The following is a 25,780-nucleotide window of genomic DNA, read 5'->3' as shown; positions in this document are numbered from 1 at the left end:
GGCTTAACCTCCAAAAGATTTTGTTCCGCTGCCAAATCCCGAACTAGCCTTAATCCCCCCCTTAAAAGAAGAACTATTTTTATAGGATTGGTAGCCCTTATTGTTCAGAAGCATGCTTCGATTTCCATAAAAATAACCGCCATAATAATAATGGCCGTGATACCTCGAGTTGTCATCATCACACTCCCAAACACCATCATCATCATCCCATTTCCAATCTCCGCAGTCTGAATCTGTGGGTTTTGGAGGAAGATCTGCATTTGATGTCCCACACCCGACCAAACCAATGGTCAACGCAGTTACAGTCACACCAATCATGATTTTTTTGGTTTTATTCAATCATCTCACCTCAATCCCTCTTTCGTTATATTTTACCAAATACTTCCAATAAAAAGTATAATAATTGGAAGAAGAATTTATGTCTTTCTCTTTAGTTATAGGGATTATTTATGTATAACACCTGCTTACGAAAGTATTTAGTATTCTAAAGTAACCGACACCCTACTAACCAACACATATAATCCCTGCTGAAAAACTATTAAAGACGATTGATTTATTCTCCGAAAAAAATCACCTTCCTTACTCAGGAAAGTGATTTTAGATTACTATATTGTAAATTTACTACAATACATTTTTATTAAGATTGGTTTTTTCTATAGGTTTAGTTATATTTGCCCTACTTCCAATTTTCTTGGTTATGTATAAACCGATTAGACAAATTAGAGCAGCTACGCCCAGCCAAACCCAAGTATGTACACCAAAGCCTGTTTCACTTGCGAGACCGAGTTTCGAGAATACGATATAGAAAGCAGTGACACAGAAGATCATTCCCCAGGCAGCTTCCTGACGATATTTCCATGGATCCAGGTTTACAAGATTGCGGCTTGGAAGAACGTATGCCTCTTCTCTTGGTTTGATTTTACCGATTATCAACATAAGCAGACAGCTGATGACAAACAGAATAGCCAATTGATATAAGAAGCTCATCTCAGGTTTAACAACCAGCTGAAGGATTGCATACGTCGCAATAAAGAAGGTTATGGCTATTTTCGCTGCGATAGCCGGAACTCTCTTTGTCACATAACCAATAAAGATAATCGTGAAAATCGGTACATTGAAAAAGCCGTTTATAACTTGTAAGTATTGGAACAACCCGCTTGGTGCATACATAATCAGTGGTGCGATAAACATGGAGATCAGAGCAATGAAGACACCGAACCATTTCCCTTTCCTGACAATTTCCTCATCAGATTTATTTTTCCCAAAGGTTGGCGCATACACATTGATCGCAAATAAGGTTGACGCGCTATTTAAGATTCCATTAAAGACACTTAATACAGATCCAAACATAGCAGCTGCAAACAAGCCAATTAACGGTTTCGGCATTACTTCTGTTACAAGAGCTGAATACATTGTGTCTGGGTTAGCTCCCGTATTACCGATAATCTGAAATGCCATAATCCCAGGGATAATAACAATAATCGGTGTAAAGATTTTCATTAAACCGACAAACATGATCCCCTTTTGTCCTTCTTTTAAATCCTTAGCTGCCAAAGCACGTTGAATAATAGATTGATCAGTTCCCCAATAATAAAAGTTCACTAGTAAAAGGCCCGTTAAAGCCGCTCCAAATGGGACAACATCATGATTGGTACCAATTGCATTAAACTTTTCAGGAGTCGCTGCAACAAATTGTGAAAACCCTTGAGATATGCTGCCGTCTCCTAAAGTAAGCAACGCAAAAATTGGGACTAATAAACCGCCAATGGCCAAAGCAACTCCATTAAACGTATCTGAAATCGCAACCGCTTTCAGTCCACCCAATACTGCATAGAAGAAGCCGATTATTCCGATTAACCACACCATAATCCAAATGCCAGCCTCATAGCTGATATGAAAAGTGCTTTCAATGTCGAACATTTGGCTTAATGCAATGGCTCCCGAATAAAGGGTCGTTGGCAGCATATTTAACACATATCCCAATAAGAATAATATAGACACAAACGATTTAACTTGACTGTCATACCGATCTTCTAGAAATTCAGGAATAGTTGTGATTCCTTGTTTTAAATAACGTGGAAGCAGATAAATAGCTACTAACGCTAAAACGAATCCGGATGTAACTTCATAAGCCATGTTACTCATATTCCCCGCAAAGGATTGCCCGCTCATTCCAACGAATTGTGTGGCATTTAGGTTCGTTAATAGCAGGGACATCCCAATAACGCCCCATGTTAGACTTCTTCCGCCTAAGAAATAATTATCCTTAGATACTTTTCCTTTAACCCTTTCTTTCCTCAATTTTGAAAATGTATAGTAGGCAACTACACCCGTAAAGAGAATAAAAGAAAGAATGATATACCACTGCACAATGGTTCCCCCCTGTTGACTTATTATAAAAACGTTTTCATGGGTATCATAATAAATTTTAGTAAATTAATCAATTTATTTACTAAATACACAGAAAATAATTTTGTATCTTCTAAAAAATATCAAGGAATTATTAACACGAGTGATTGGTAGTGGTTATCGTAATGGTTATCTATATTTTATGTATTTCATACTTCTATCCCTTACACCCTTCCTTAATAAAACGAAAATAATCTAAAGAAATTTACTAAAAAGTATAGTATACTGAAAGCGCTAAAATAACCGGATTTTACTTTTAGAAAAGAAAGGGGGCAGCTGTCCAATGGCCACCATTAAAGATATCGCAAATATGGTTGGAGTTTCGATTGCGACCGTTTCAAGAGTGCTTAATTACGACAACTCTTTATCAGTCAGTGATGAGACGAAAAAAAGGATTTTTGAAGCGGCTGAAGAATTAGACTATCAAAAAAAACCTAAACGCAAACCTATCATGTATAAAGTAGGAATCGTGAATTGGTATACTGAAAAAGAGGAATTAGACGATCTTTATTATATGGCAATCAGACTTGGCGTGGAAAAGCGCCTGGAATACCACAATATGAAGTTCACTAATTTTTCTATAGAGCATTTGCGTTCCCTCCAAAATGAAGGATTTCAAGGGATTATCGCAATTGGTAAATTCAGCGAAAACCAGGCTGAGGAACTAAAGAGTGTGTCAAGTAACCTTGTTTTTGTAGATAGTTCACCTAATGACGATCAATTCGATTCTGTTATAGTTGATTTCGAAAAAGCCACACGAAATATTCTTCAATATTTTCTGGATCAAGGACACACTAAAATTGGCTACTTAGGTGGGCGGGAAATTTATAAGGATCACACTTCCAAAATTGACGATCCTCGAAGAACTAGTTTTGAACGATTTCTATCGGACATGGGCCTCTATCAGGAAGCTTATGTGTATGAAGGCAAGTTTTCTGTTGAAGATGGATACCACCTGATGAAACAAGCAGTCAAGGACCACGAAGATGAAATTCCTACAGCCTTTTTTGCCGGAAATGACTCTATTGCTGTTGGAGCATTAAGGGCCCTTCAAGATGCAGGTGTCCGCGTACCGGATCAAGTTAGTATTGTTGGAGTAAATGATATTAGCATTTCAAAATATATGTCTCCCCCTTTAAGCACGGTTAAGGTCTATACCGAATTAATGGGTGAAACGGCAGTAGATTTATTGCTTGAGCAGTTTTCTGGAAGACAAGTCTCAAAGAAAGTAAGTATAGCTACACAACTTAAAATAAGAGGAAGCTCCAAGTAAAGCGCACAAATAAATGTGCGCTTTTTTGTATGGTAAACTAATTAGTAAAAATTTTAGTAAAATTAATTGACGTACTTTACTAATTTTTATTACAATAAAGTTGGATACGCTTTCAAAAAAAGGAAATATACTCTCGTTAAAAAGCAAACTGTTCGATTCACTAATTATAAAAAGCTTTACCTAAAATTTAGAGGGAAGTGACCAATATGGACCATCAAAAACTATTATCTGCATTTCACAGTATATTCTCAGGCAGTATGAATGATAAGGTTCGTACCTTTTTTTCACCTGGCCGAATCAACCTAATCGGTGAGCATACTGATTACAATGGTGGGTATGTTTTCCCATCTGCCATCACCTATGGCACATATGGGTTAGTACGACTGCGTGGAGACCGCACTATTCGGCTATATTCACTGAATTTCAAAGAGGTCGGGATAATTGAATTTTCTTTAGATGATCTGGATTATGACCCATCCCATCAATGGGCGAACTATCCTAAGGGAGTACTTCGATATATAGCCGAGAATGGAAATAATCTGCCGAACGGCCTTGATATTCTCATATACGGCAATATTCCAAATGGAGCTGGCCTTTCTTCCTCTGCTTCACTTGAAGTTTTAATCGGTGTAATGGTAAATGAAGTCTTTCAATTAAAGATAGACCGTATCGAGTTAGTAAAAATTGGTCAAAAGGTGGAAAACCAGTTTATTGGAGTAAACTCCGGTATTATGGACCAGTTTGCAATTGGAATGGGAAAAGCAAAATCAGCTATATTGCTTGATTGCCAGACTTTAAGCTATGAATATGCCCCATTTGATATAGCAGATCACCAGATTGTCATCATGAATACGAATAAACGAAGAGAACTGGCAGATTCAAAATATAATGAACGGCGAAGCGAATGTGAATCAGCGCTTGCAAGACTGCAAACAGCAACTGATATATCCTCCCTTGGAGAACTATCTATCGATCTTTTTGATCAACATAAAGCTGTCATTGCCGATTCCACACTTGAAAAACGGGCACGCCATGCAGTTTATGAAAATGAACGCACAAAAAAAGCCTTTCAAGCCTTACAGGATGGTAATTTAGTCCAATTCGGTATCTATATGAACGAGTCCCATATTTCACTTCGGGATGATTACGAGGTAACCGGACCGGAACTCGACGCATTAGTGGAGGCAGCCTGGCAGCAAGAAGGTACCGTTGGCTCTAGAATGACGGGGGCCGGTTTTGGCGGCTGTGCGATTGCATTGGTTCAATCAGCTCATATCGAACGTTTTATTCAGGAAGTCGGTGATGCGTACAAACAAACAATCGGTTATGAGGCAGACTTTTATGTTGCCAGCATTGGTGATGGAACAAAGGAAATTATAACGGAGGCGATTGTATGAGTACACTAGTTCTTGGTGGGGCTGGTTATATTGGTTCCCATGCCGTATACCAACTACTCGACGAAAGTTACGACACAGTGGTGGTTGATAATTTACAAACAGGCCATAAAGGAGCCATACATCCAAAGGCAAGATTTTATCAAGGAGATATTCGAGACAAGGACTTTTTACGCGAAGTTTTTACGAAGGAAAAGGTAGACGCTGTACTTCATTTTGCTGCCTATTCACTTGTTGGAGAATCTATGGAAAAGCCGCTCGAGTATTTCCGTAATAATGTATATGGAACACAAGTACTGCTTGAAGTGATGAACGAGTTCAATGTTAAGCATATTGTCTTCTCCTCTACCGCAGCTACATATGGAGAGCAGGAACAAACACCGATTACGGAAGAAATGCAGACAAATCCAACGAATGCCTACGGTGAAACAAAACTGACGATGGAGAAATTGATGAAGTGGTGTGATACAGCCTACGGCATGAATTATGTGTCGCTCCGTTATTTTAACGTTGCCGGTGCCCGTTCAACCGGGGAAATTGGTGAAGACCATCATCCGGAAACACATTTAATTCCAGTAGTACTTCAAGTAGCATTAGGACAGCGAGAATCGATTTCCATTTTCGGAGATGATTATCCAACGGAGGATGGCACATGTATCCGTGATTATATCCATGTTGAGGACTTAATTGATGCTCATATTTTAGCATTGAAGTATCTTCAAAACGGTGGAGAAAGTAATATCTTTAACCTTGGCAGCAGCAATGGATTTTCAGTCAAGGAGATTGTCGAAGCAGCCAGAGCTGTAACAGGCCACGAGCTTCCCGCTAAAATCGCCCCTAAAAGATCCGGTGATCCAAGTACGCTAATTGCCTCTTCTGAAAAAGCCGGGCGCATTTTGGGCTGGAGACCAAAACGGACGTCCATCCAAAATATTATTACCGATGCCTGGAAATGGCATCAGGCCCATCCAAACGGCTATGGAGATAAGTAACCTAGTTAAATCGATTAAAAGGGGAAGATATCATGGAGATCTATGCAGCAGTTCAACACCTTTTGAATCAGGCTAAAAGATTACAAATGCTTGATTCAGCAGATGAAATATACGCCAGAAATCAGATATTGTCACTGCTTCATTTAGATGGCTTTTCGAAACATCCAGTAAAGAACGAGCTGTCGATCCCAGATTTATTGGATGTTATCGCTGATTATGCTGTTAAAACTAGCATTATTGAGGATTTAATAGTCAATAAAGATATTTTAAAGGCCAAGATAATGAATGTATTTATGCCAAGACCTTCAGAGCTAAATTACACTTTTTATCAAAAGTATAAAGAATGCCCTGAGGAAGCAACCAAGTATTTTTATGAGTTAAGCCAGAATAGCAATTATATCCAAACTAAACAGATTGCGAAAAATATCAGCTACACGGTTGATACGGATTATGGGGAACTGGACATAACAATTAATTTATCAAAGCCTGAAAAGGATCCTAAACAAATCGCATTGGAGCGCGAGATGAAGCCTGCTACATCTAATTATCCAACTTGTCTCCTTTGTATTGAGAATGAAGGATACGCAGGACGGTTAAATCATCCTGCCAGGTCCAACCATCGTATGGTCCAGATTCCACTCGGGGAAGAATCATGGTATTTACAGTACTCACCATACGTATATTATAACGAGCATTGCATTCTGTTATCGGAACAACATCGTGATATGAAAATTAATTTCCATACGTTCACCAATTTGCTGATGTTTGTTAAAAAGTTTCCGCATTATTTCTTGGGATCTAATGCCGATATCCCTATTGTAGGGGGATCTATTTTAACCCATGACCATTATCAAGGCGGACGATATGAGTTCGCAATGGCCCGAGCGAAGGAAGAAGGGACTTTTTCAATTAAAGGGTTCCCTTCTATTTCTGCAAATATCGTGAAATGGCCTATGTCCGTAATTCGTATAAAAGGAGTTCGTCTGGAGGAAGTTGCAGGCGCAGCTGATCGGATACTCAAAAAATGGATTCACTATAGTGATCCATCAGTTAATCTTGTAGCCTATTCCGGAGATACCCGTCACAACACCATAACACCGATTGCAAGAATGCGAGATGGCCAATTTGAGCTTGATCTTGTTCTTCGCAATAATCGAACAAGTGAAGAGCATCCATTAGGAATCTTTCACCCTCACCAGGATGTTCACCATATCAAAAAAGAGAATATTGGTTTAATAGAAGTTATGGGTCTTGCTGTATTACCTGCCCGCTTACAAAAGGAGCTTATTGAGGTTGAAAAATATCTGCTCAATCAACGCAATGAAGTGGCAGATTATCACCAAGCCTGGGCTGAAGATCTAAAAGTAGTTAACGGGAAAGAAATCACTCCTGAATCCGTAAAAATGATTATCTCTCAGGCAGTCGGTTCCAAATTCCTGAGATGTTTAGAGGATGCCGGTGTATTTAAACGGACCCATGAAGGAAAGCAAGCATTCAAACGATTTATCGATATACTCTAACCGTAAAAGAACTTAGTTAGAAGAGAAAAAAGAAGGCAGATTTACGCCTTCTTTCTTCATTCCATTCATCTATACCAGTTTACGATTCCTTAAAATGGATTTGTTGCAATAAAACTTGCCGTTTTCACGTAAACACGAGGGTTCAATTTTAATTGGTCGACTATAAATTCTGCAAGATCCTCAGGCTGAATGAATTTTGAATCGTTATTCTCTTTAATTAAATCGAGGTCGAGAGCCAAATCTGTAGCAACTGTACTTGGTGTCAAAGCTGATACCCGAATATTATTCCGGCGAACTTCCTGCGCAAGTGATTCGGTAAAGCCAATCACCGCGAATTTTGAAGCACTGTAAGCACTGGATGTAGCTGCCCCATTTAATCCATTAGTGGAAGAGACATTGATAATATCTCCCCCATTTTTTTCGATTAGTTGAGGAAGTACAGCTCGTGTCACGTAATAAGTACCCATTAGGTTTATATCTATAATCCTTTTCCATTCCTCCGGATCCATCTCCGAAACTGTTCCGAATGCTGCAATTCCTGCATTATTTATCAAAATATCAGCAGTGCCTAAATTCTTGGTTAACACTTCAATCGCTGCTTCTACCTGTTCCTTTGATGAAATATCAGCTGTTGCATAAGCTACTTTTACGCCTAAACCTTCTATTTCAGCAGCTGCCTTTTTAAGATTTTCCTCTGACCTTGCAAGCAAACCAACGTTTACACCCTCTTTAGCCAGTGCAATTGCTGTCGCTCTACCAATCCCTCTAGCTCCCCCAGTGATAAACGCAATCTTTCCCTTTAATGTCTGTGCCATGATTAGAATCTCCTTTCCATATCAACCTTGAAGTTCTCTTCCACAGTATAATACGCAGCAGTTAATAAGATTAAAGGTATGCACCCGAGCTTCCTTCCTATAACGCCAATTATTTCATTAAGACAAATCTCATAGTCCAAAGTTTGAATTTCTTGCATTCACCTTTCTGGGCAATGACACATAAATTGAATAGGTAGCGTCAGGATTATTTATGATGATTTTATCAATTATGATTAACCGTAAAGACTATAAAACTTAGTTTTTCAGGAAAGGAATAATGCCGTGAATTTTATGTCATTTCGAGGTATTGTAACCGACATGAATGATTTTATGATGGGACAAAATGGGGAATCAGAGGGCTGTTTTAAACAACTTACAGTTGAAGATGGAAATAACGGAATAGTTAATTTCATCATATCACCGACTACTTACTTCGTAGAACAGGCAATTGTGGGCCTCGGTGATAAAATTACTGGTTATTATGATGGGGATGTACCAGTACCATTGATTTATCCGCCACAATATCGGGCTCTTATCGTTGTTAAGGAATATAACGATCAAAATGTTAAAGCAGATTATTTTAACAACCAACTGGTGAGCCGTGATGGTCAATTACAATTAAACCTCTCCCCTTACACTCCTATCATTTTAAGAAATGGGCAGCCATTTTCAAAAAATATCGGAAATCGGAATCTCATTGTCATCTATGGACCAGCTACAAAAAGCATCCCTGCCCAAACGACCCCCTATCGGATTATTGTTTGGTGCTAAAGTGGTTCCTAACTATCTATTTCTTCATATTATTTTAACTACACGCACGAAACTTCGTAATCAGCTACGTGCATGTTTGGTTAATTTTTTATGATAACGCCCAATATTTGGATATACTTTTTTAGACAGACGGTTCTCAAAAACATTCAAATTTGCTTCACATTGATTTTCTCTTTCTTTGTGAGAAAAGGTATTCCTAATAATAGTTAATGCAAAAAACCTACATTCCAATGGATCTAGGTTTTTTCTATATTTTCATATTTGTATTATTTCAGAATTATTAATAGTAAATTACAAAATACTACAATTTTATCAGTAACTTCTACTCGGATATCTTTCTTTCGCTAATCTATCTAATAAGATGCCAATCTCTATTTAAAATCTATTTTTCATGCATACTAAATGACCCTCTAGATTTATTTTTCTTAATTTATCTTTATATTGTTTGGGTTTATTTTTATTATAAATTTGAAGAATCAGATAATTTAGTATATCATTTCTTTATTAGACTAAAGTACACACACTAAATTACTGTTCATCTAAGGGAGGGCTTATAACAGCATGACTGTATTGACAGAGTTTAAAGACACAGAAACAATCACTGCAAAAAATTATGTTAATGAAGTATTTGAAACAGTCAAAAAGCGAAATCCTAATGAAAGAGAATTTCATCAGGTTGTTAAAGAAATCTTTGATTCACTCGTCCCTTTATTTACTAGGCATCCAGAATACATGGAGCAAAGTATCCTTGAAAGAGTTGTAGAGCCAGAAAGACTGATTACCTTTCGAGTTCCTTGGGTCGACGATCAAGGCAAGGTACAGATAAACCGTGGATTCCGTGTACAGTATAACAGCGCCATCGGTCCCTATAAAGGCGGCTTGAGATTCCACTCTACTGTTAATGCAAGTATAATTAAATTTCTCGGCTTTGAGCAGATTTTTAAAAACGCTCTTACCGGTCAGCCGATTGGAGGAGGCAAAGGTGGGTCTGACTTTGATCCTAAAGGGAAATCTGATGGAGAAATCATGCGATTCACTCAAAGCTTTATGACGGAACTAAGTAGACATATCGGACCGGATATAGATGTACCAGCTGGTGATATTGGCGTTGGAGCACGAGAAATTGGATTTCTGTTTGGACAGTACAAGAGAATACGCGGAGGCTATGAGGCCGGTATTCTGACAGGAAAAGGACTTGGTTACGGCGGAAGCTTAACTCGAACCGAAGCTACTGGATATGGCACTGTTTACTTTGTACAAGAAATGCTTAAAGAACAAGGCCTTAGCTTTAAGGAAAGTACAGTGGTAGTATCCGGTTCAGGTAATGTCTCCATCTATGCAATCGAAAAAGCTACACAACTAGGAGCAAAAGTTGTCGCCTGCAGTGATTCTGACGGCTATATTTTCGACCCAAACGGTATTAACCTAGAAACCGTGAAACGTTTAAAGGAAGTTGAGCGGAAAAGAATCTCGGCATATGTAGAAGAACACCCACATGCACAATATACGAAAGGTTGCTACGGAATTTGGTCCATACCATGCGATATTGCCTTGCCATGTGCCACACAAAATGAAATTAGCGAAAAATCAGCGAAACTTCTGGTTGCAAATGGACTAAAAGCCGTCGGTGAAGGCGCTAATATGCCATCTAGCTCCGAAGCTATTGATGTGTTTTTGGATAACCATATCCTCTTTGGTCCAGCAAAAGCTGCCAATGCAGGTGGTGTAGCCGTTTCTGCCTTAGAAATGGCACAAAACAGCGCTCGATTATCCTGGACATTTGAAGAAGTCGATGCAAAATTGCAGGATATTATGACTAACATTTACAAGGAGAGCGTCAAGGCTGCTGAGGACTATGGCCACCCAGGCAATCTGGTGGTTGGCGCTAATATCGCGGGATTTAAAAAAGTAGCCGATGCCATGATTGCACAGGGAGTCATTTAACATTTTATTTTATGAGATATCATAATGGCCTCGCCCCTTATTGTTATCCTTATCTGATATGACTTCGGTTGGTATAGGCAAAGACACGCCAAAAGTCTATATCCAAGGTTACTTCAATAACTATATAAGATAAGATAAGATGAATACAAAAAGGATGTCTCTTAAGGCCAGACATCCTTTTTGCTTGAGTTATAATTCCGTAAGACTATGTGTTTTTCGTATTTTTCAAGAATATCACTGATTTTTACAACCAGGATTGCGAAATTCTGCTTATGAAAGAATCTTCTATTTATATACTCAAGTCGTTATTAATTGGTCCTTTTGCTTAAGAAAATAGGCCATCAGCTTCTTACATTGAGGAATAGAAAAGCCTAAAATGGGACCCAATCCAAACGCAATGAACAAGGTTCCAATCCCAACAGGACCTCCTAACATCCAACCAATGAGAAAAACGATAACTTCAATTCCATTTCTGACCAACGGGATACTCCATCCCATTTTTTCAACAATTAATAACATAAAGCTGTCTCTAGGGCCTGCTCCAAAATCGGCAGAAACGTATAATCCAATACCATATCCCATTAAAATAACACCTATGATAAAGGCAATTGTTGCTCCTGCTAAATTATCAATACTAGGTAACATCCAATTAAAAAGATCAATAAATAAACCAAGCAACATCATATTCAGAAAGGACCCTATTTGGGGCCATGCTTTATTGAAAATTGAACTGATGAACAAAAGCAATAGACCACTAATGATCGACCAAGTTCCTATAGTGAATCCGAATTTAGTAAATAGTCCATAATGAAAAACATCCCATGGTCCAATCCCTAAAAACTTTCCTTTAATTGTTAGTGCTATACCAAATGCTAATACCAATAATCCGAGAATAAAAACAGACCAGCGTAACACCCATTTCCTCTTCATAACTCTGTCCCTCTAACTTATATTTTATTTTTTTACTATAACATTAAAGCAGGACAGAATACATAATTTATATTTTCTGAAATATAACCTAAAACAATTAAAAGTAAATCATCTTTTTGTAACCCTTCTTAATTCCTTAATTCCCATATGCCAACCAATCTTTTCATACTAAAGGAAGTTATTGATCTTTAACTATGACTGCTTCTTTTCATATACATTCCACAAGAAAAACATATTAAGATAAAACAAACACCTTACTTATGATATGGTTCCCCTCGATTAATCCGAAACGCGCGATACACCTGCTCCACTAAAATCAGCCTCATCAGCTGGTGAGGGAAGGTCATTTTCGAAAAAGACAGGGTGTCATTTGCTCTTTTCATTACATCTTTACTTAGTCCAAGCGATCCGCCAATGACAAAGGCTATCTTGCTTTTTCCGTAGGTGGCGAGTTTATCTATTGTTTCTGCAAGTTCTTCAGATGATTTCATTTTCCCCTCAATCGCCAAAGCAATAACATGAGTATCGTCAGAAATTTTTGCGAGGATTCGCTCTCCTTCTTTCGCCTTGACTTGCAGCATCTCCATCTCACTTAATGTTTCAGGTGCTTTCTCATCGGGTATTTCAATTATGTCTATTTTGGCATAGGCCGATAATCTTTTTACATATTCTCCGATACCCTGTTTTAAATATTTCTCCTTCAATTTACCTACAGTTATTATCGAGATATTCACATGTTACCCTCACTTTACAAACATTTTATCCACAGGAGTTATCCACATATACACAACCATCGTCCACATATTGTGCCCGAATATTAGTTCGCCACAATATATACAGCAGGTTGTCCACAGTATTCACAGGTGAATTCATTAGAATTGTTAGTAACTTCTTTATTTTCTTCCTCTGAAATCATATTTATAAAAGGAGGGACTTCCGTCTCATCCACGATTGTATCAAGTCCAACTTCTACATGATCTTTACAGCAATAAATTTTCATATTCATTCTCCTTTTCTTGTTGTCTTTTGTAATATCTGCTTCATTTTAAGCCCGCTTATTTAAAGCAGGGAATTTGGAATCCCCTGCTTTCGTACCTAACTATATCACATTTGGGCTTCAATCAATGTCATTTCGGTTGACGCTTTTTGTCCATTCCTATAGTATGTCACTTTCATTTTATCGCCAATCTGCTTATTTACATATAAATGTTTACGGAGCTCCGGAACATTAGCGATTTTCTTCCCATCCAGCTCCACAATGACATCGAACTCCTTTAACCCGGCTTTAGCAGCCGGAGAACCTGGTTCAATACTTGTAATGACGACACCTTCTGTCACACCAGTAGGTAATTTCAATGTTTCCTGCCTCTGATAATTGGTCACTTCATTCAAGGAACGAAGACTAGTTCCCATATAAGCCCGTTTCACTTTTCCATGTGCCTCTAAATCCTCAATAATCGGTATAGCATAATTGCTTGGAATCGATAATCCAATTCCCTCAACGGATGACTCGGCTATTTTCATGGAGTTTATCCCAATCACTTGGCCGCCTATATTAATTAAAGCACCTCCGCTATTCCCTGGGTTAATCGCTGCATCTGTCTGAATAACCTCTGCATTCCAGTCCTCCACACCATCTGAATTCACATCAATCGGTATAGTTCTGTTCAAACCCGAGATAATCCCTTGGGTCACGGATCCGGAGAAATTCAAACCTAGTGGATTACCAATTGCAATAACTGGTTCTCCGGCTTTTAATTTATCAGAATTACCAAATTCAGCAACTACATCAATACCCTTATCATCTATTTGGATAACAGCTAAATCTGTCCATATGTCGCTTCCTAAAAGTTCTGCCTTTGTTTTAGTACCATCAGCTAAAGTAACCTCTAAGGAAGATGCACCCTCCACCACATGATTATTGGTAACGATAAACGCTTTTCCATTCTCCTTTTTATAGATGACTCCTGAGCCTGTGCCTGCCTCCTGAGTTTCATTAAAAAAATCAGAGCCTTGGATATTTGTAATCCCGATTACCGCGTCTCCCGTTTTTTCAACAGCTTTAGTAACGTCAGTCGTCACATCCATAGAAACATTTTGAGTCAATTTGGATGCATCATTACCGTTATTTGTACTAGTATTCTGATTTAATCCATTATTATTCAAGTTGCCTGTCAATAGAAGGACTAATAATGCACCAATAATAGCACCAATTAAACCAGAGAGAAAATAGCCTGCTTTACTTCCTTTTCGTTTAGTTTGCTGTTGTTCTGACTGATTATAATCTTGATCATAATAGCCCATTTGCCAACATTCCCTTCACTATTTACTTATGTAGGTCTAGTATTTGTTGTTTTCCATTTTATAAACAAAAACAGCATCGAAAGGAAATTCTTGTTGCAGAGTTTAATGATATGTTTAATAACTAGTGAGTATTCTCCAACCTTTACCAACATTATATATATTACCTAAAAAAATAACAGAGGAAACCTCCTCTGTTAAACAAGTATTAATTCAGTTGGTTCGTTAGGATCCGTATCATACAGGCTAAATTGCTCTCCCGCTCTGATCCCTTTTGTTTCAAGTGTTTGACTGACAGACATACGTGCCAGATCCTTCATATTATTGTCCTTACTTAAATGAGCCAGATAAAACCGTTTTGTACGGTCACCCGCAACTTCACTCATGGCTATAGCAGCATCCTCATTACAAACATGGCCTACATCGCTTAGTATCCGACGCTTTACACTCCATGGATATCGACCCATGCGGAGCATACTTACATCATGATTGCTCTCAAAGATGTACACATCTGCATTTTTAATAATGCCCTTCATTCGATCACTTACATACCCCGTATCTGTAATTGTCACCAGTTTCTTACCATCCTGGTGAAATACATAAAACATCGGCTCTGCCGCATCGTGAGAAACACCAAAGGACTCTACATCAAGGTTGCCAAATGACTTAACGGTCTCCATTCCAAATTCAAATTTTAAATCTGTAGGAATTTCGCCAATTAACCCATCCATTGCTCTCCATGTGTTGGCATTTGCATAAATAGGCAGCTGATATTTACGAGCCATAATACCAAGCCCTTTTATATGGTCACTGTGCTCATGTGTCACAAAAATTCCTGATAAATCCTCAGGCCTTTTATCAATTTTATTTAATAGCTCGGTCATTTTTTTGCCGCTTAAACCAGCGTCCACTAAAAATGAATGCTCTCCTGATTCCACATAGAGTGAATTCCCCGTGCTTCCACTGGCTAGAACGCTAAATTTCATCGACATTCTTCCTCACTCCGTTACATTTCCTTCTTCTGTATTCAGCACTTGTCCTTCAATACCATTTACGAAATAATCCTCTTGCTTATTTACTGTAAAATGCCATGTTGGTACAAGGACAAGCACTTTTGATTCTGATACTTCTATTAAGGTATAAAAACCAAGCTCTCCCTTTGAAACTTCACTTCCAGATGACAAGTATCCTCCATTCAACAGACTTTCTACTGCTTGAATTGGCGGATTAATCTCTTGGTTTTCATTAAATTCCTCAATATCATCGAGGTGTGTTTGTATATACGAAATTACTTCATCATTTTCATTAAGCGTAAATATTAAGGCGCCGTTTTTATTATTAAAAAGTAAACGGCTTTTGTAGGTTTGATAATATGTTATTGTCCCATCTTCTTTACGCCAAAATTTATACTCATCTCCCGAATATACATTTTTGTTAATGAAGCTTTCCAGCTCAAAATATTTCCCTTCACCAGTACCAATTTTAATTGGTTTATCCAGCGTCGATCGAATGGTTCTTTTATTATCAATAATTAAGGTTTGATTTTTGAGGGTATTTAATTCCTCTTTACTGAATTCCTTAGGCTTAGCACTTATCGTCTTTTCACTTACTCTTTCCTGAGTTCCTACATGATACTTGATTCCCTCAGCCTTTAGCCTTTCTTCAATGGTTGAATCCGAATCCTTATTGATTTCAAGCTTTGCTGCCCTAAAATCCAGGAACTGATATAGGAGGAATACATCCAGAATTAGAAACACAACAATAAATAAACCTTTTGTTTTATTCCAATCCATCCATAAGTCCTCCTAAATCCTTTTCGGGAATCTCCATCCAGCTGCCACCATACTGATAGTACCAGACAGGTTTCAATTCCAAAAGAGTCGTGCCTGAATTATCATCATAAATTAGCTTATAGCCGACAGTCATATCCGTAAGTTTATTTGCATCATATAGTTTACCCATACCGTTTTTGAAGGACTTTAAAGCTTCATTTGCAGAAGGAAGAGTAACTGCGCTTTGATCCAAGGGCTCATCCACAAGATTAAAATAGGAACGTTCATATCTCTTCACATTTTGAGTTCCATATTCCAGGTGAATTTCAGTCATACCTTCCTCATTAAATACAGGAAGTCCATCAATATATAAACGGAAAGCGACTTCTCTGCTAAACTCATCTAATGACGCATACCGGTGGCGTGTATCCCAACCGGCATGAATATTGATAAATTCTATGCTGCTTTGCAATATATGAGTTTCCAGCTTTTTCTCATCTTTGGCACCGACAACAAGATTTTTGTATTCAATCATTGATGTCTTTGGGTTCTTTTTCATTATACTCAATCCATCGGTATAGATATCCCCTTCCTGCTTAACAGTGCTTGGTCTGATAAACAGAGCTTCCTTAAAGCTTTTCACATCAGTAGCTTTTGTTAGAAAATCATATTTACTTACTTTTATTTCGCCGGATGGAACCAGGATTGAGTTAGTTTCTGATAATTTCAGCTTTGTGTAGGGTTTTAGATTTTCAACCCTCGCGTACTCTTTTGTGAAGTCTTCAATCAAACTTTTATCAACGGATGCTTCAATGACTGTTTTCTTTTCACTAGAAACAAAGTAGATAGAATCATTATCGGTATGAATAATAACCCTGTCAAATTTAACATTTGGCAACTCATTATCTTCTATTTTTAAATAATTTTTATAAAAAGACAGCGGAACGATATCATTAAATATTAATTCAATGAATCCATCCTTCTCACTAAACTTATTGATAGCAGCAGTATTTTTATACTTTGATGATTGATCCTGAAAGTTAAACATATTCCATTTTTTTATGGAGTTGATTGCTTGTGTAATCATTTCCTCAGAGTAAGTTCCATAGGATAAATTACCTTTATGATAAATCATTTTTGTTGGCTTTACGACTTCATCGGGTTCAAGATTACTGAAGATTTTCTCCTGAACATAGTTTGTATTCTCCGTCTCGTTATAGGTTGGCTGATAAAACCAATATGACCAAGTCAAAAGGCCACTTATCAAAATGAGGGACACCAATAAGATATTTTTAAATCCTTCCCAGCTCATTCCCAATCATCCTCTTGTAATGTTTCATAAGGGAGAGTAAAGAAAATGGTTGTCCCCTTCCCTTCCTCACTAGAAGCCCAAATATGCCCCTTATGTGCTTCAATCATTTCCTTCGCTATCGCGAGACCTAAACCTGTACCGCCCATCTTTCTTGATCTGGCTTTATCTACACGGTAGAATCTTTCAAATATCTTAGCTACATTTTCTTTTGGAATACCCATTCCTTCATCTCTAATGCTAATTTCCACAAATTGTCCGATTACTTGCAGCTTAAAGGTAACTTGTCCACCCTCAGGTGAATACTTCAATGCATTCGAAATAATATTATCGAGTACTTGAGTAATTTTATCCTCATCTATTTCAACACCAATTGGCTCAGATGGGATTAAACGCTTAAAAGTTACATTTCGCGATTTAGACATTTCAAAACGATCGATAATTCGGTGGAAATAACGGCCAAAATCGACCCAGGTTGTAGAAAGCTTATAGTCTGTATTATCTAGCTTTGAAAGCTGCAAGAGATCATTGACCAATCTGATCATCCGCTCTGTTTCTGTTTGAGCTATATTCAGAAAACGCGGAGCAAGCTCTTTATCTTCCATAGCGCCATCTGCCAAAGCTTCAAGATAGCTTCTCATCGTTGTCAGCGGCGTTCTAAGCTCATGGGAAACATTCGCAACAAATTCTCTTCTCTCTTCATCGATCTTTTCTTGCTCGGTAATATCATGAAGAACGACAATTAACCCATTAATAAAACCTGTTTCTCTTTGAATAACAGAGAAATTCGCTCTTAAATAAAGCAGTTTCTTTTCATTGCTGTAATTAAGGATAATGGAATCTTTCTCACTCAATAATTGATCAAAAGTGAACGTGTCCTCTAATCCTAATACCTCTGTAATCGGCTTAGATAATGACGTTTCACGTGAAACTTTCAGCATTGATAGTGCTGTGTCGTTAATCAAAATGACTCGGCCTCTGCGATCTGTTGTTAGCACGCCATCTGTCATATTAGTCAATACAGAAGAGAGCTTCCTTTTCTCTGCATCAGTTGTCGCCTGTGCATCTTGTAGCTTTTTAGTTAAACTATTGAATGTAATAGCAAGCTGGCCAATTTCATCGTATCCATACACCTTAACTTTTCTCGAAAAGTTACCACGTGACATCGCTAAAGCTTGCTTACGCATGTCAGATATTGGCCTTGTAATGGTTTGTGCCAGCAATATTCCTAAAAAGGCAGTCACTGCAAGAGAAATAATCGTTCCCTTCGCCATTATCGTATTAATTTGTTTTAATTGGGAATAGACATTCTCTATTTTCGTATTCAGATATAAATTCCCTATAATTTGTCCATCACTCAAAATCGGTTCTGACCAAAGGAGAATTCTTTTTCCCGTCTGAGAATCGATTCTGATTTCTGTTTGGGGCGTTCCTTGGTTATTTGCCCTATCAACAAGCTTTTCAGTTGAACGGCTCCCTATTATATCTTGTTTCTCCGGATCAGATGTGCCAATAATTTTTGAATCCTGATCCATTACCCGTATTTCCGTTATATCCCCAGAGGAATATCCCTCCAATGTCGTCTTAATGTCTTCTATTAAGGTGGGATCTTCAACTTTGCGGGTTTCCGTTATTTCTTTTTCTAAACTATAGGAAAGAATCGTTACCCGCTCTTGAATAGAGCTCTTAAAATTCTCCAATAGCTGCTGTTCAAGTCCCTGTGCAAAATAAACTCCGATAATTTGCATGGCAACTAAAATAAGCAGCACATAAATTAGTACAAACTTAAAATAAATCGATTTAAAGAAACCAACTTTTCTCATAATTTTTACTCCTGTTCAGGATGACGGAGGTAGTACCCAACTCCTCTTCTTGTAACAATCCATGCAGGATGGCTTGGATTATCTTCTATTTTTTCACGTAAGCGTCGAACGGTTACATCAACTGTTCTGACATCTCCATAGTAATCATAGCCCCATACTGTCTGCAGAAGATGCTCCCTTGTCATTACCTGGCCTATATGTTTAGCGAGATAAAAGAGAAGCTCAAATTCCCTATGGGTTAATTCAATGGTGTCACCTCTTTTGGATACCATATAAGAATCAGGATGTATCACTAGATTGCCAATCGTAATTTCATTTGTTTCCTCGTTATCTTCCTGCTGATTTGCAGCATGTTTTTGCCTGCGTAAATTCGCTTTTACGCGCGCAATTAATTCACGAGTACTGAACGGCTTTGTCACATAATCATCTGCGCCCAGTTCCAGGCCAAGCACTTTATCTATTTCGGAATCCTTTGCCGTCAGCATAATAATTGGCATATCATATTTCTTCCGCACTTCCCTGCATACTTCCATTCCGTCCTGTTGCGGTAGCATGATATCTAATAAAATCAAATCTGGCTGAAGTTCTTCTACCAGTTTAATGGCATCATTACCGTCATAGGCACAATACACATCAAATCCTTCTTTTTTCAAGTTAAACTGTAATATATCTGCAATAGGCTTTTCATCATCAACAACCAGTATCTTTTTATCCATCGTCTATTTCTCCCTTTTATATAATAAAATGTCTATATTAATGACATCTGCGAGTCACAATTTTGTTAAACTATCCTAATCTTACTTTACCATTTCTATTGAAACAGGTCATCTTTTTAAAATTTAATTCCAAATATATACAAGGGTGAATACCAAAAAGGATTAGACTGGTGTCTAACCCTCAAATTCTCTATGAAATATACTAGTACTAATGATTAATTTATTCAAAAAGCTGACAAACGTTTTTGTCTGTCAGCCAGTTATTTTTTATATACCGTATGGATTGCGGATTATATTCGTTTGATTACGGTCCGGTCCTACAGAAAAGATTGATAATGGAATACCTGTTAACTGAGATACTCTTTCTAGATAAGTACGTGCATTAGCAGGTAGTTCAGACAATGTTTTCACACCCGTGATATCTTCTGTCCAGCCTGGCAGTTCTTCATAGATTGGTTCACATTCAGCCAATATTTTCAGACTCGCCGGGAACTCCTCCAATACTTTTCCATCGTGTCGATAAGCAACACAGATTTTTAATGTTTCAATACCTGTTAAAACATCGATAGAGTTAAGAGAAAGATCGGTGATTCCACTAACGCGGCGCGCATGGCGGACAACGACGCTATCGAACCAACCTACTCTTCGCGGACGTCCCGTAGTAGTACCATATTCTCTTCCTACCTCACGAATTTGATTACCAATTTCGTTATCAAGCTCGGTAGGGAATGGTCCATCTCCTACACGTGTCGTGTAGGCTTTACATACTCCCACTACATGATTGATTTTTGATGGTCCAACTCCGGAACCGATTGTCACGCCGCCCGCAACTGGGTTGGAGGATGTAACGAATGGGTATGTTCCCTGATCAATATCAAGCATTACCCCTTGCGCTCCTTCAAATAAAACACGGCGTCCTTCATCCAAGGCATCATTTAAAACAACAGAGGTATCACATACATATTGTTTAATTTGCTGTCCATATTCATAATATTCTTCGAAAAAGTCATCCATCGTAAAGCCTTCAGTTTCATAAAAACGTTCCAGCATACGGTTTTTCTCTTCCAAGTTTCTTGTTAACTTCTCTTCAAATACTTCTTTATCTAATAAATCGGCAATCCTGATACCTATACGGGCTGCTTTATCCATATAAGCCGGGCCAATTCCCTTTTTAGTAGTACCTATTTTATTACTCCCTTTTCTCTCTTCCTCTACTTCATCAAGTTTCAGATGATAAGGAAGAATCACATGGGCTCTATTGCTGATACGTAAATTATCTGTGGTAATCCCACGATCGTGCAGATAAGTAAGCTCCTCAATAAGTGCTTTAGGGTCAACGACCATACCATTTCCAATTACCGATATCTTATCCTTATAGAATATGCCTGAGGGAATCAAATGAAGCTTATATGTTTCACCATTAAATTTTATTGTATGTCCCGCATTATTTCCACCTTGATATCTGGCAATTACTTCTGCGTTTTCTGAAAGGAAATCTGTAATCTTTCCTTTACCTTCGTCTCCCCATTGTGTACCTACTACTACGACTGAAGACATTCTTTACACCTCCACTAATTTACCAACATCTTGCACTTTGGCTTAACAAACAAATTAAGTGTATCAATTACATGAAGTAATTTCAAGGAATTCACGAACGTTTATATGAAAATAGTAAAATATGTTCGTGTATTGATGTAATAAAAATAAACCCACCTTTGTTTGGTGGGTCGGTCTATAAACTATTATGCTCCAGAAGGTATGGCATCATCCTGGAATCTTCTCTCTAAATTAACAAACTTATTGTATTCCTTCACAAATGCCAGTTGAACTGTTCCAACCGGGCCATTACGCTGTTTCGCAATGATAATTTCAATAACATTTTGGTTTTCTGTTTCTTTATCATAATAATCTTCCCTGTATAAGAAGGCTACAATATCAGCATCTTGCTCAATACTTCCTGACTCACGGATATCAGACATCATCGGACGCTTGTCCTGACGTTGCTCAACACCACGAGAGAGCTGGGAAAGAGCGATAACCGGAACTTCTAGCTCCCTTGCCAAGGCCTTAAGGGAACGGGAAATTTCTGATACTTCCTGTTGTCTGTTTTCGCCTGATCTGCCATTTCCCTGAATAAGCTGGAGATAGTCAATCAGGATCATGCCAAGTCCATGTTCTTGCTTTAAACGACGGCATTTTGAACGGATTTCACTAATTCGGACACCCGGAGTATCATCTATAAATATACCTGCATTTGATAAGCTTCCCATTGCCAGTGTTAATTTGCGCCAATCTTCGTCTGTCAGAGATCCTGTTCTAAGGTTTTGAGCATTTATATTACCTTCTGCGCAAAGCATACGCATGACCAATTGTTCTGCACCCATCTCCAAACTGAAAATCGCAACATTTTCATCCGTTTTTGTTGCAACGTTTTGGGCAATATTAAGTGCAAAGGCTGTTTTACCAACAGATGGACGGGCAGCAACGATAATTAAATCATTACGCTGAAAGCCTGCTGTCATGTGATCCAAGTCATTAAAGCCTGTAGGTATTCCAGTTACATCTCCTACGCGGTTATGAAGTAACTCAATATTGTCATAGGTCCGAACTAAAACATCTTTAATGTTGTGAAAGGCTCCGGCATTTTTTCGGGAGGCAACTTCCATAATGCTCTTTTCGGCTTCACCCAAGAGACTTTCTACTTCATCTTCACGTGAATACCCATCTTGTACAATGCCAGTTGCTGTATTAATTAATCTTCTAAGAACGGACTTTTCTTCAACAATTCGGGCATAATATTCTATATTGGCCGCGGTAGGTACTGATGACGCCAGTTCTGTTAAATAGGGAACTCCCCCTACCTCTTCAAGCTGCTTTGTTGCACTTAGTTCTTCTGTTACTGTGACTAAATCGACAGCCTTTCCTTTGTCGTTTAGCTTCAGCATAACCAGGAAGATTTTTTGGTGTGCACTTCTATAAAAATCCTCAGGTATCAAAATCTCAGAGGCAAGTATTAAAGAGGAAGGCACAAGAAAAATTGCTCCTAAAACCGCTTGTTCCGCCTCAACATTTTGTGGTGGAACCAAATCAGTAAAGAGCTCATTCATTCGGCAAACCCCCTTTATATATTTAAACGTAATTATATATTTTTATTAGCAATTAAAATGGATTGCTATTCTATTGTATATGGAAATGAAGAGAATAGGTACAGGAAATTATTTATTTTAACTTTCATTTGCATTAGTAACTTCTATCATACTAAAAAAAAGTGATGAAATCAGCTAACAAGCTTTTCATCACTTTTTTTAAGAAAATTATTTCCTGGGAAAATATTTTATTGTTCTTTCACATGAACATTTAAAGTAGCGGTTACCTCATGATGAAGCTTAACCGGAACTTTTGTGTAGCCGAGAGAGCGAATTGCGTCTTCTAATTCAATTTTACGTTTATCAATTTTATGCTTATGCTGTTTTTGTAATTCGTCAGCAATCTGTTTGCTGGTAATGGATCCAAAGATTCTGCCGCCCTCACCAGTCTTCGCTTTTAATTCAATTGTAAGCTTTTCTAATTGCTCTTTTAATTTTTTTGCATTTTCTAGTTCCTCAGCTGCAAGCTGTACTTCTTTATTTTTCTGATTTTCTAGTGTTTTCATATTGCTGCCGGTTGCTTCTACAGCTAATCCCTGTTTCAAAAGGAAATTATGTGCATACCCATCTGCAACATTTTTAATTTCACCTTTTTTTCCTTTTCCTTTAACATCTTTTAAAAATATTACTCTCATGTGTTTGTGCCTCCTTCATATAGCTCATCAATTGCATCTTTCAACATTTGCTCTGCTTTTTCCATTGAAATGTCATCCAGTTGAGTTGCCGCATTTGTAAGATGCCCTCCGCCACCCAAACGTTCCATAATAACCTGAACATTTATATCGCCAAGAGATCTTGCACTTATGCCAATGCTAGTTTCTGATTTTCGTGATAACACAAAGGATGCGATCACTTCATCCATTGCTAACAATGTGTCTGCAGCCTGGGCAATCAAAACCTGATCAGCAAATTCATTTAAATCACCATGAGCAATAGCAATCCCTTTATGATAAAAATAAACGTCCTCAATCAGCTTTGCGCGCTTTAGGTAAGTATCTACATCTTCCTTAAGAAGCTTTTGTACAAGGACTGTGTCTGCACCATGCCCTCTTAAAAAAGAAGCAGCATCGAAAGTTCTGGATCCTGTTCTAAATGTAAAGGATTTTGTATCCACTATAATACCAGCCAGCAAAGCAGTTGCTTCCAGCATACCTACCTTAACACGCTTTGGCTGGTATTCAATAAGCTCCGTTACTAACTCGGCTGTAGATGATGCATATGGCTCCATATAAACCAGGATAGAATTATCTATAAATTCCTCGCCACGCCTGTGATGATCAATCACCACGATTTTTTCAGCCCGGGAAACCAGTTTTTCCTCAATGACCATGCTTGGCTTATGAGTATCTACGATAACAAGTAATGTTTTATCGGTGATTAGCTCAACACCAATTTCAGGTGATATAAATCTGGAGTCCAACTCAGGCTTTTGCTTCACTTGAGATAGAAGTCGTTTAACACTTGAATCTAATTCACTTCTGTCTAGAATAATATATCCTTCACGGTTATTCATTTCGGCAATTTTTAATATCCCTAAGGACGAACCAATAGCATCCATATCGGGAAACTTATGTCCCATTACAATAACTTTATCACTATCGACTATCAAATCACGCAGTGCATGTGAAATTACCCGTGCGCGAACTCTAGTTCTTTTCTCCATAGGATTCGTTTTGCCACCATAAAATTTCACTTTTCCATTTGGGAGTTTAATGGCAACCTGATCTCCACCTCTACCCAGAGCCAGATCAAGACTTGATTGAGCAATGCTGCCCAATTCAGGTAATGCAGAAACTCCGCTCCCCACACCTATACTCAGTGTTAACGGAACATTTTGCTTGGCCGTTGTTTCCCGTACATCATCCAGTATGGAAAATTTCGTTTTTTCTAGTTGGTTAAGAATACTTTCGCTAAAAATAGCGATAAACCGATCCGAGGAAATTCTCTTTAAAAAGACTCCATATTCTTTAGCCCAATTATTTAATAGGGCGGTTACAAAGCTATTTAAGCTGCTTTTTCGCTGGTCGTCCATTCCTTGTGTCACATCGTCATAGTTATCTAGATAGATAATTCCAATGACAGTTCGCTCTTCTTCGTACATTTTTTCAATTTCTGTTTGCTCTGTAACATCGAAGAAATAAAGCAATCTTTCCTCCGGTTTATGGACTACTCGAAACTTACGATTATAAATTGCTACAATATCTTCGCTTTCCTCTCTTTTCACCAAAGGTATTAAGGGTTCTGCAACCTCAGAAATGTATTTTCCAACCAAAGTATCTTCCTGGAGACACTTAGCCATATATGGGTTGGTCCATTCAATTACATAATCCTCGTTGAAAAGCAGTATACCTATTGGCATTTCTAATAGAGCTTCTTCCCCCACTTTTTTTAATCGATAGGATAGAGTGGAAATATAGATTTCCGTTTCTTTTTGTATTCCATATTCAATTTTTAATATTAGAAAGAAGAGAATGCCAAAAAGCAAAGAAGCTACTATTGCAAATATCCAATTATAATAAGCAAGAACTCCGATGATTACTAAAGATACACCCAATAATGCGTAGATGGGATAACGGATCGCTTGCCTGTTTAAATAAGATGGCATAGATTCAGCTCCTAAATAATGTGGATCAATTTATGTATTACTTATCATTATACTTGATAA

22 protein-coding genes are annotated in these 25,780 nt (G+C 37.9%); 6 read left to right on the top strand and 16 right to left on the bottom strand.

Annotated features, from left to right (window positions below; translation table 11 throughout):
• Positions 1 to 3: 3 nt before the first annotated feature.
• The gene (locus FHY47_RS09570) at positions 4 to 339 is read right to left on the bottom strand and encodes an aminotransferase yhxA (protein ID WP_066109628.1); all 336 of its coding nucleotides are present in this window, start codon (positions 337 to 339) and stop codon (positions 4 to 6) included.
• A gap of 282 nt (positions 340 to 621) precedes the next feature.
• Positions 622 to 2,370, bottom strand: coding sequence for a solute:sodium symporter family transporter (locus FHY47_RS09565; RefSeq protein WP_148630342.1), 1,749 nt, complete (start codon positions 2,368 to 2,370; stop codon positions 622 to 624).
• Positions 2,371 to 2,692: 322 nt separating this feature from the next.
• On the opposite strand from FHY47_RS09565, the gene FHY47_RS09560 reads away from it, so the two are divergent.
• The 4 genes from FHY47_RS09560 (at position 2,693) to galT (ending at position 7,588) form a co-directional block, all read left to right on the top strand.
• The gene (locus tag FHY47_RS09560) at positions 2,693 to 3,682 is read left to right on the top strand and encodes a LacI family DNA-binding transcriptional regulator (RefSeq protein ID WP_066109631.1); all 990 of its coding nucleotides are present in this window, start codon (positions 2,693 to 2,695) and stop codon (positions 3,680 to 3,682) included.
• A 206-nt stretch (positions 3,683 to 3,888) separates the two neighbouring features.
• Positions 3,889 to 5,079 carry a galactokinase gene (locus FHY47_RS09555; protein WP_148630340.1) on the top strand — a complete coding sequence of 397 codons (1,191 nt, stop codon included), beginning with the start codon at positions 3,889 to 3,891 and terminating at the stop codon, positions 5,077 to 5,079.
• Complete coding sequence (gene galE / locus FHY47_RS09550; protein WP_148630337.1) at positions 5,076 to 6,068, top strand: UDP-glucose 4-epimerase GalE; 993 nt, start codon at positions 5,076 to 5,078, stop codon at positions 6,066 to 6,068. The genes FHY47_RS09555 and galE overlap by 4 nt, the downstream gene beginning before the upstream one ends.
• 32 nt (positions 6,069 to 6,100) lie before the next feature.
• Entirely contained in the window at positions 6,101 to 7,588 is a 1,488-nt protein-coding gene (gene galT, locus FHY47_RS09545) for a UDP-glucose--hexose-1-phosphate uridylyltransferase (RefSeq protein ID WP_139892032.1), read from the top strand.
• A gap of 89 nt (positions 7,589 to 7,677) precedes the next feature.
• On the opposite strand, the gene FHY47_RS09540 is transcribed toward galT, so the two are convergent.
• Positions 7,678 to 8,403, bottom strand: coding sequence for a 3-ketoacyl-ACP reductase (locus FHY47_RS09540; RefSeq protein WP_148630335.1), 726 nt, complete (start codon positions 8,401 to 8,403; stop codon positions 7,678 to 7,680).
• Between the two features lie 291 nt (positions 8,404 to 8,694).
• Here FHY47_RS09540 and FHY47_RS09535 point away from each other — a divergent pair, with 291 nt between their 5' ends.
• A complete protein-coding gene (locus FHY47_RS09535; protein WP_148630756.1) occupies positions 8,695 to 9,174 on the top strand; it encodes a hypothetical protein in 480 nt (159 codons plus the stop codon).
• Between the two features lie 570 nt (positions 9,175 to 9,744).
• On the top strand, positions 9,745 to 11,118 hold the full coding sequence (gene gdhA / locus FHY47_RS09530) for an NADP-specific glutamate dehydrogenase (protein ID WP_395940467.1): 1,374 nt from the start codon (positions 9,745 to 9,747) through the stop codon (positions 11,116 to 11,118).
• 297 nt (positions 11,119 to 11,415) lie between these two features.
• On the opposite strand, the gene FHY47_RS09525 is transcribed toward gdhA, so the two are convergent.
• The 13 genes from FHY47_RS09525 to FHY47_RS09465 all read right to left on the bottom strand — a co-directional run bounded on the left by FHY47_RS09525 (position 11,416) and on the right by FHY47_RS09465 (position 25,720).
• Positions 11,416 to 12,048, bottom strand: coding sequence for a YczE/YyaS/YitT family protein (locus tag FHY47_RS09525; protein ID WP_148630330.1), 633 nt, complete (start codon positions 12,046 to 12,048; stop codon positions 11,416 to 11,418).
• Between the two features lie 254 nt (positions 12,049 to 12,302).
• Positions 12,303 to 12,782, bottom strand: a complete 480-nt coding sequence (gene rlmH, locus FHY47_RS09520; RefSeq protein WP_066109652.1) for a 23S rRNA (pseudouridine(1915)-N(3))-methyltransferase RlmH — start codon at positions 12,780 to 12,782, stop codon at positions 12,303 to 12,305.
• Between the two features lie 83 nt (positions 12,783 to 12,865).
• The gene (locus FHY47_RS09515) at positions 12,866 to 13,048 is read right to left on the bottom strand and encodes a CxxH/CxxC protein (RefSeq protein WP_066109653.1); all 183 of its coding nucleotides are present in this window, start codon (positions 13,046 to 13,048) and stop codon (positions 12,866 to 12,868) included.
• A 104-nt stretch (positions 13,049 to 13,152) separates the two neighbouring features.
• Complete coding sequence (locus tag FHY47_RS09510; RefSeq protein WP_066109658.1) at positions 13,153 to 14,352, bottom strand: S1C family serine protease; 1,200 nt, start codon at positions 14,350 to 14,352, stop codon at positions 13,153 to 13,155.
• Positions 14,353 to 14,546: 194 nt separating this feature from the next.
• Positions 14,547 to 15,341 (bottom strand): MBL fold metallo-hydrolase, encoded by a 795-nt coding sequence (locus FHY47_RS09505; RefSeq protein WP_066109662.1) that lies wholly within the window; start codon positions 15,339 to 15,341, stop codon positions 14,547 to 14,549.
• A 6-nt stretch (positions 15,342 to 15,347) separates the two neighbouring features.
• Positions 15,348 to 16,142 (bottom strand): two-component system regulatory protein YycI, encoded by a 795-nt coding sequence (locus tag FHY47_RS09500; RefSeq protein ID WP_066109666.1) that lies wholly within the window; start codon positions 16,140 to 16,142, stop codon positions 15,348 to 15,350.
• Positions 16,129 to 17,433, bottom strand: coding sequence for a YycH family regulatory protein (locus FHY47_RS09495; protein WP_148630328.1), 1,305 nt, complete (start codon positions 17,431 to 17,433; stop codon positions 16,129 to 16,131). The genes FHY47_RS09500 and FHY47_RS09495 overlap by 14 nt, the downstream gene beginning before the upstream one ends.
• On the bottom strand, positions 17,430 to 19,253 hold the full coding sequence (gene walK, locus FHY47_RS09490; protein WP_066109673.1) for a cell wall metabolism sensor histidine kinase WalK: 1,824 nt from the start codon (positions 19,251 to 19,253) through the stop codon (positions 17,430 to 17,432). Before walK ends, FHY47_RS09495 begins: the two co-directional genes overlap by 4 nt.
• A 5-nt stretch (positions 19,254 to 19,258) precedes the next feature.
• Positions 19,259 to 19,969, bottom strand: coding sequence for a response regulator YycF (gene yycF / locus FHY47_RS09485; protein WP_066109676.1), 711 nt, complete (start codon positions 19,967 to 19,969; stop codon positions 19,259 to 19,261).
• 267 nt (positions 19,970 to 20,236) lie between these two features.
• On the bottom strand, positions 20,237 to 21,526 hold the full coding sequence (locus FHY47_RS09480; protein ID WP_148630326.1) for an adenylosuccinate synthase: 1,290 nt from the start codon (positions 21,524 to 21,526) through the stop codon (positions 20,237 to 20,239).
• Positions 21,527 to 21,711: 185 nt separating this feature from the next.
• Entirely contained in the window at positions 21,712 to 23,076 is a 1,365-nt protein-coding gene (dnaB, locus tag FHY47_RS09475) for a replicative DNA helicase (RefSeq protein ID WP_066109682.1), read from the bottom strand.
• A 227-nt stretch (positions 23,077 to 23,303) separates the two neighbouring features.
• Positions 23,304 to 23,750 (bottom strand): 50S ribosomal protein L9, encoded by a 447-nt coding sequence (gene rplI / locus FHY47_RS09470; protein WP_066109684.1) that lies wholly within the window; start codon positions 23,748 to 23,750, stop codon positions 23,304 to 23,306.
• On the bottom strand, positions 23,747 to 25,720 hold the full coding sequence (locus tag FHY47_RS09465) for a DHH family phosphoesterase (protein ID WP_148630324.1): 1,974 nt from the start codon (positions 25,718 to 25,720) through the stop codon (positions 23,747 to 23,749). Before FHY47_RS09465 ends, rplI begins: the two co-directional genes overlap by 4 nt.
• Between the last annotated feature and the right edge of the window lie 60 nt (positions 25,721 to 25,780).

The organism is Bacillus sp. E214 (assembly GCF_008087365.1).
Lineage (GTDB): Bacteria > Bacillota > Bacilli > Bacillales > Pradoshiaceae > Pradoshia.
This window is presented reverse-complemented; position numbering and strand designations above follow the sequence as displayed.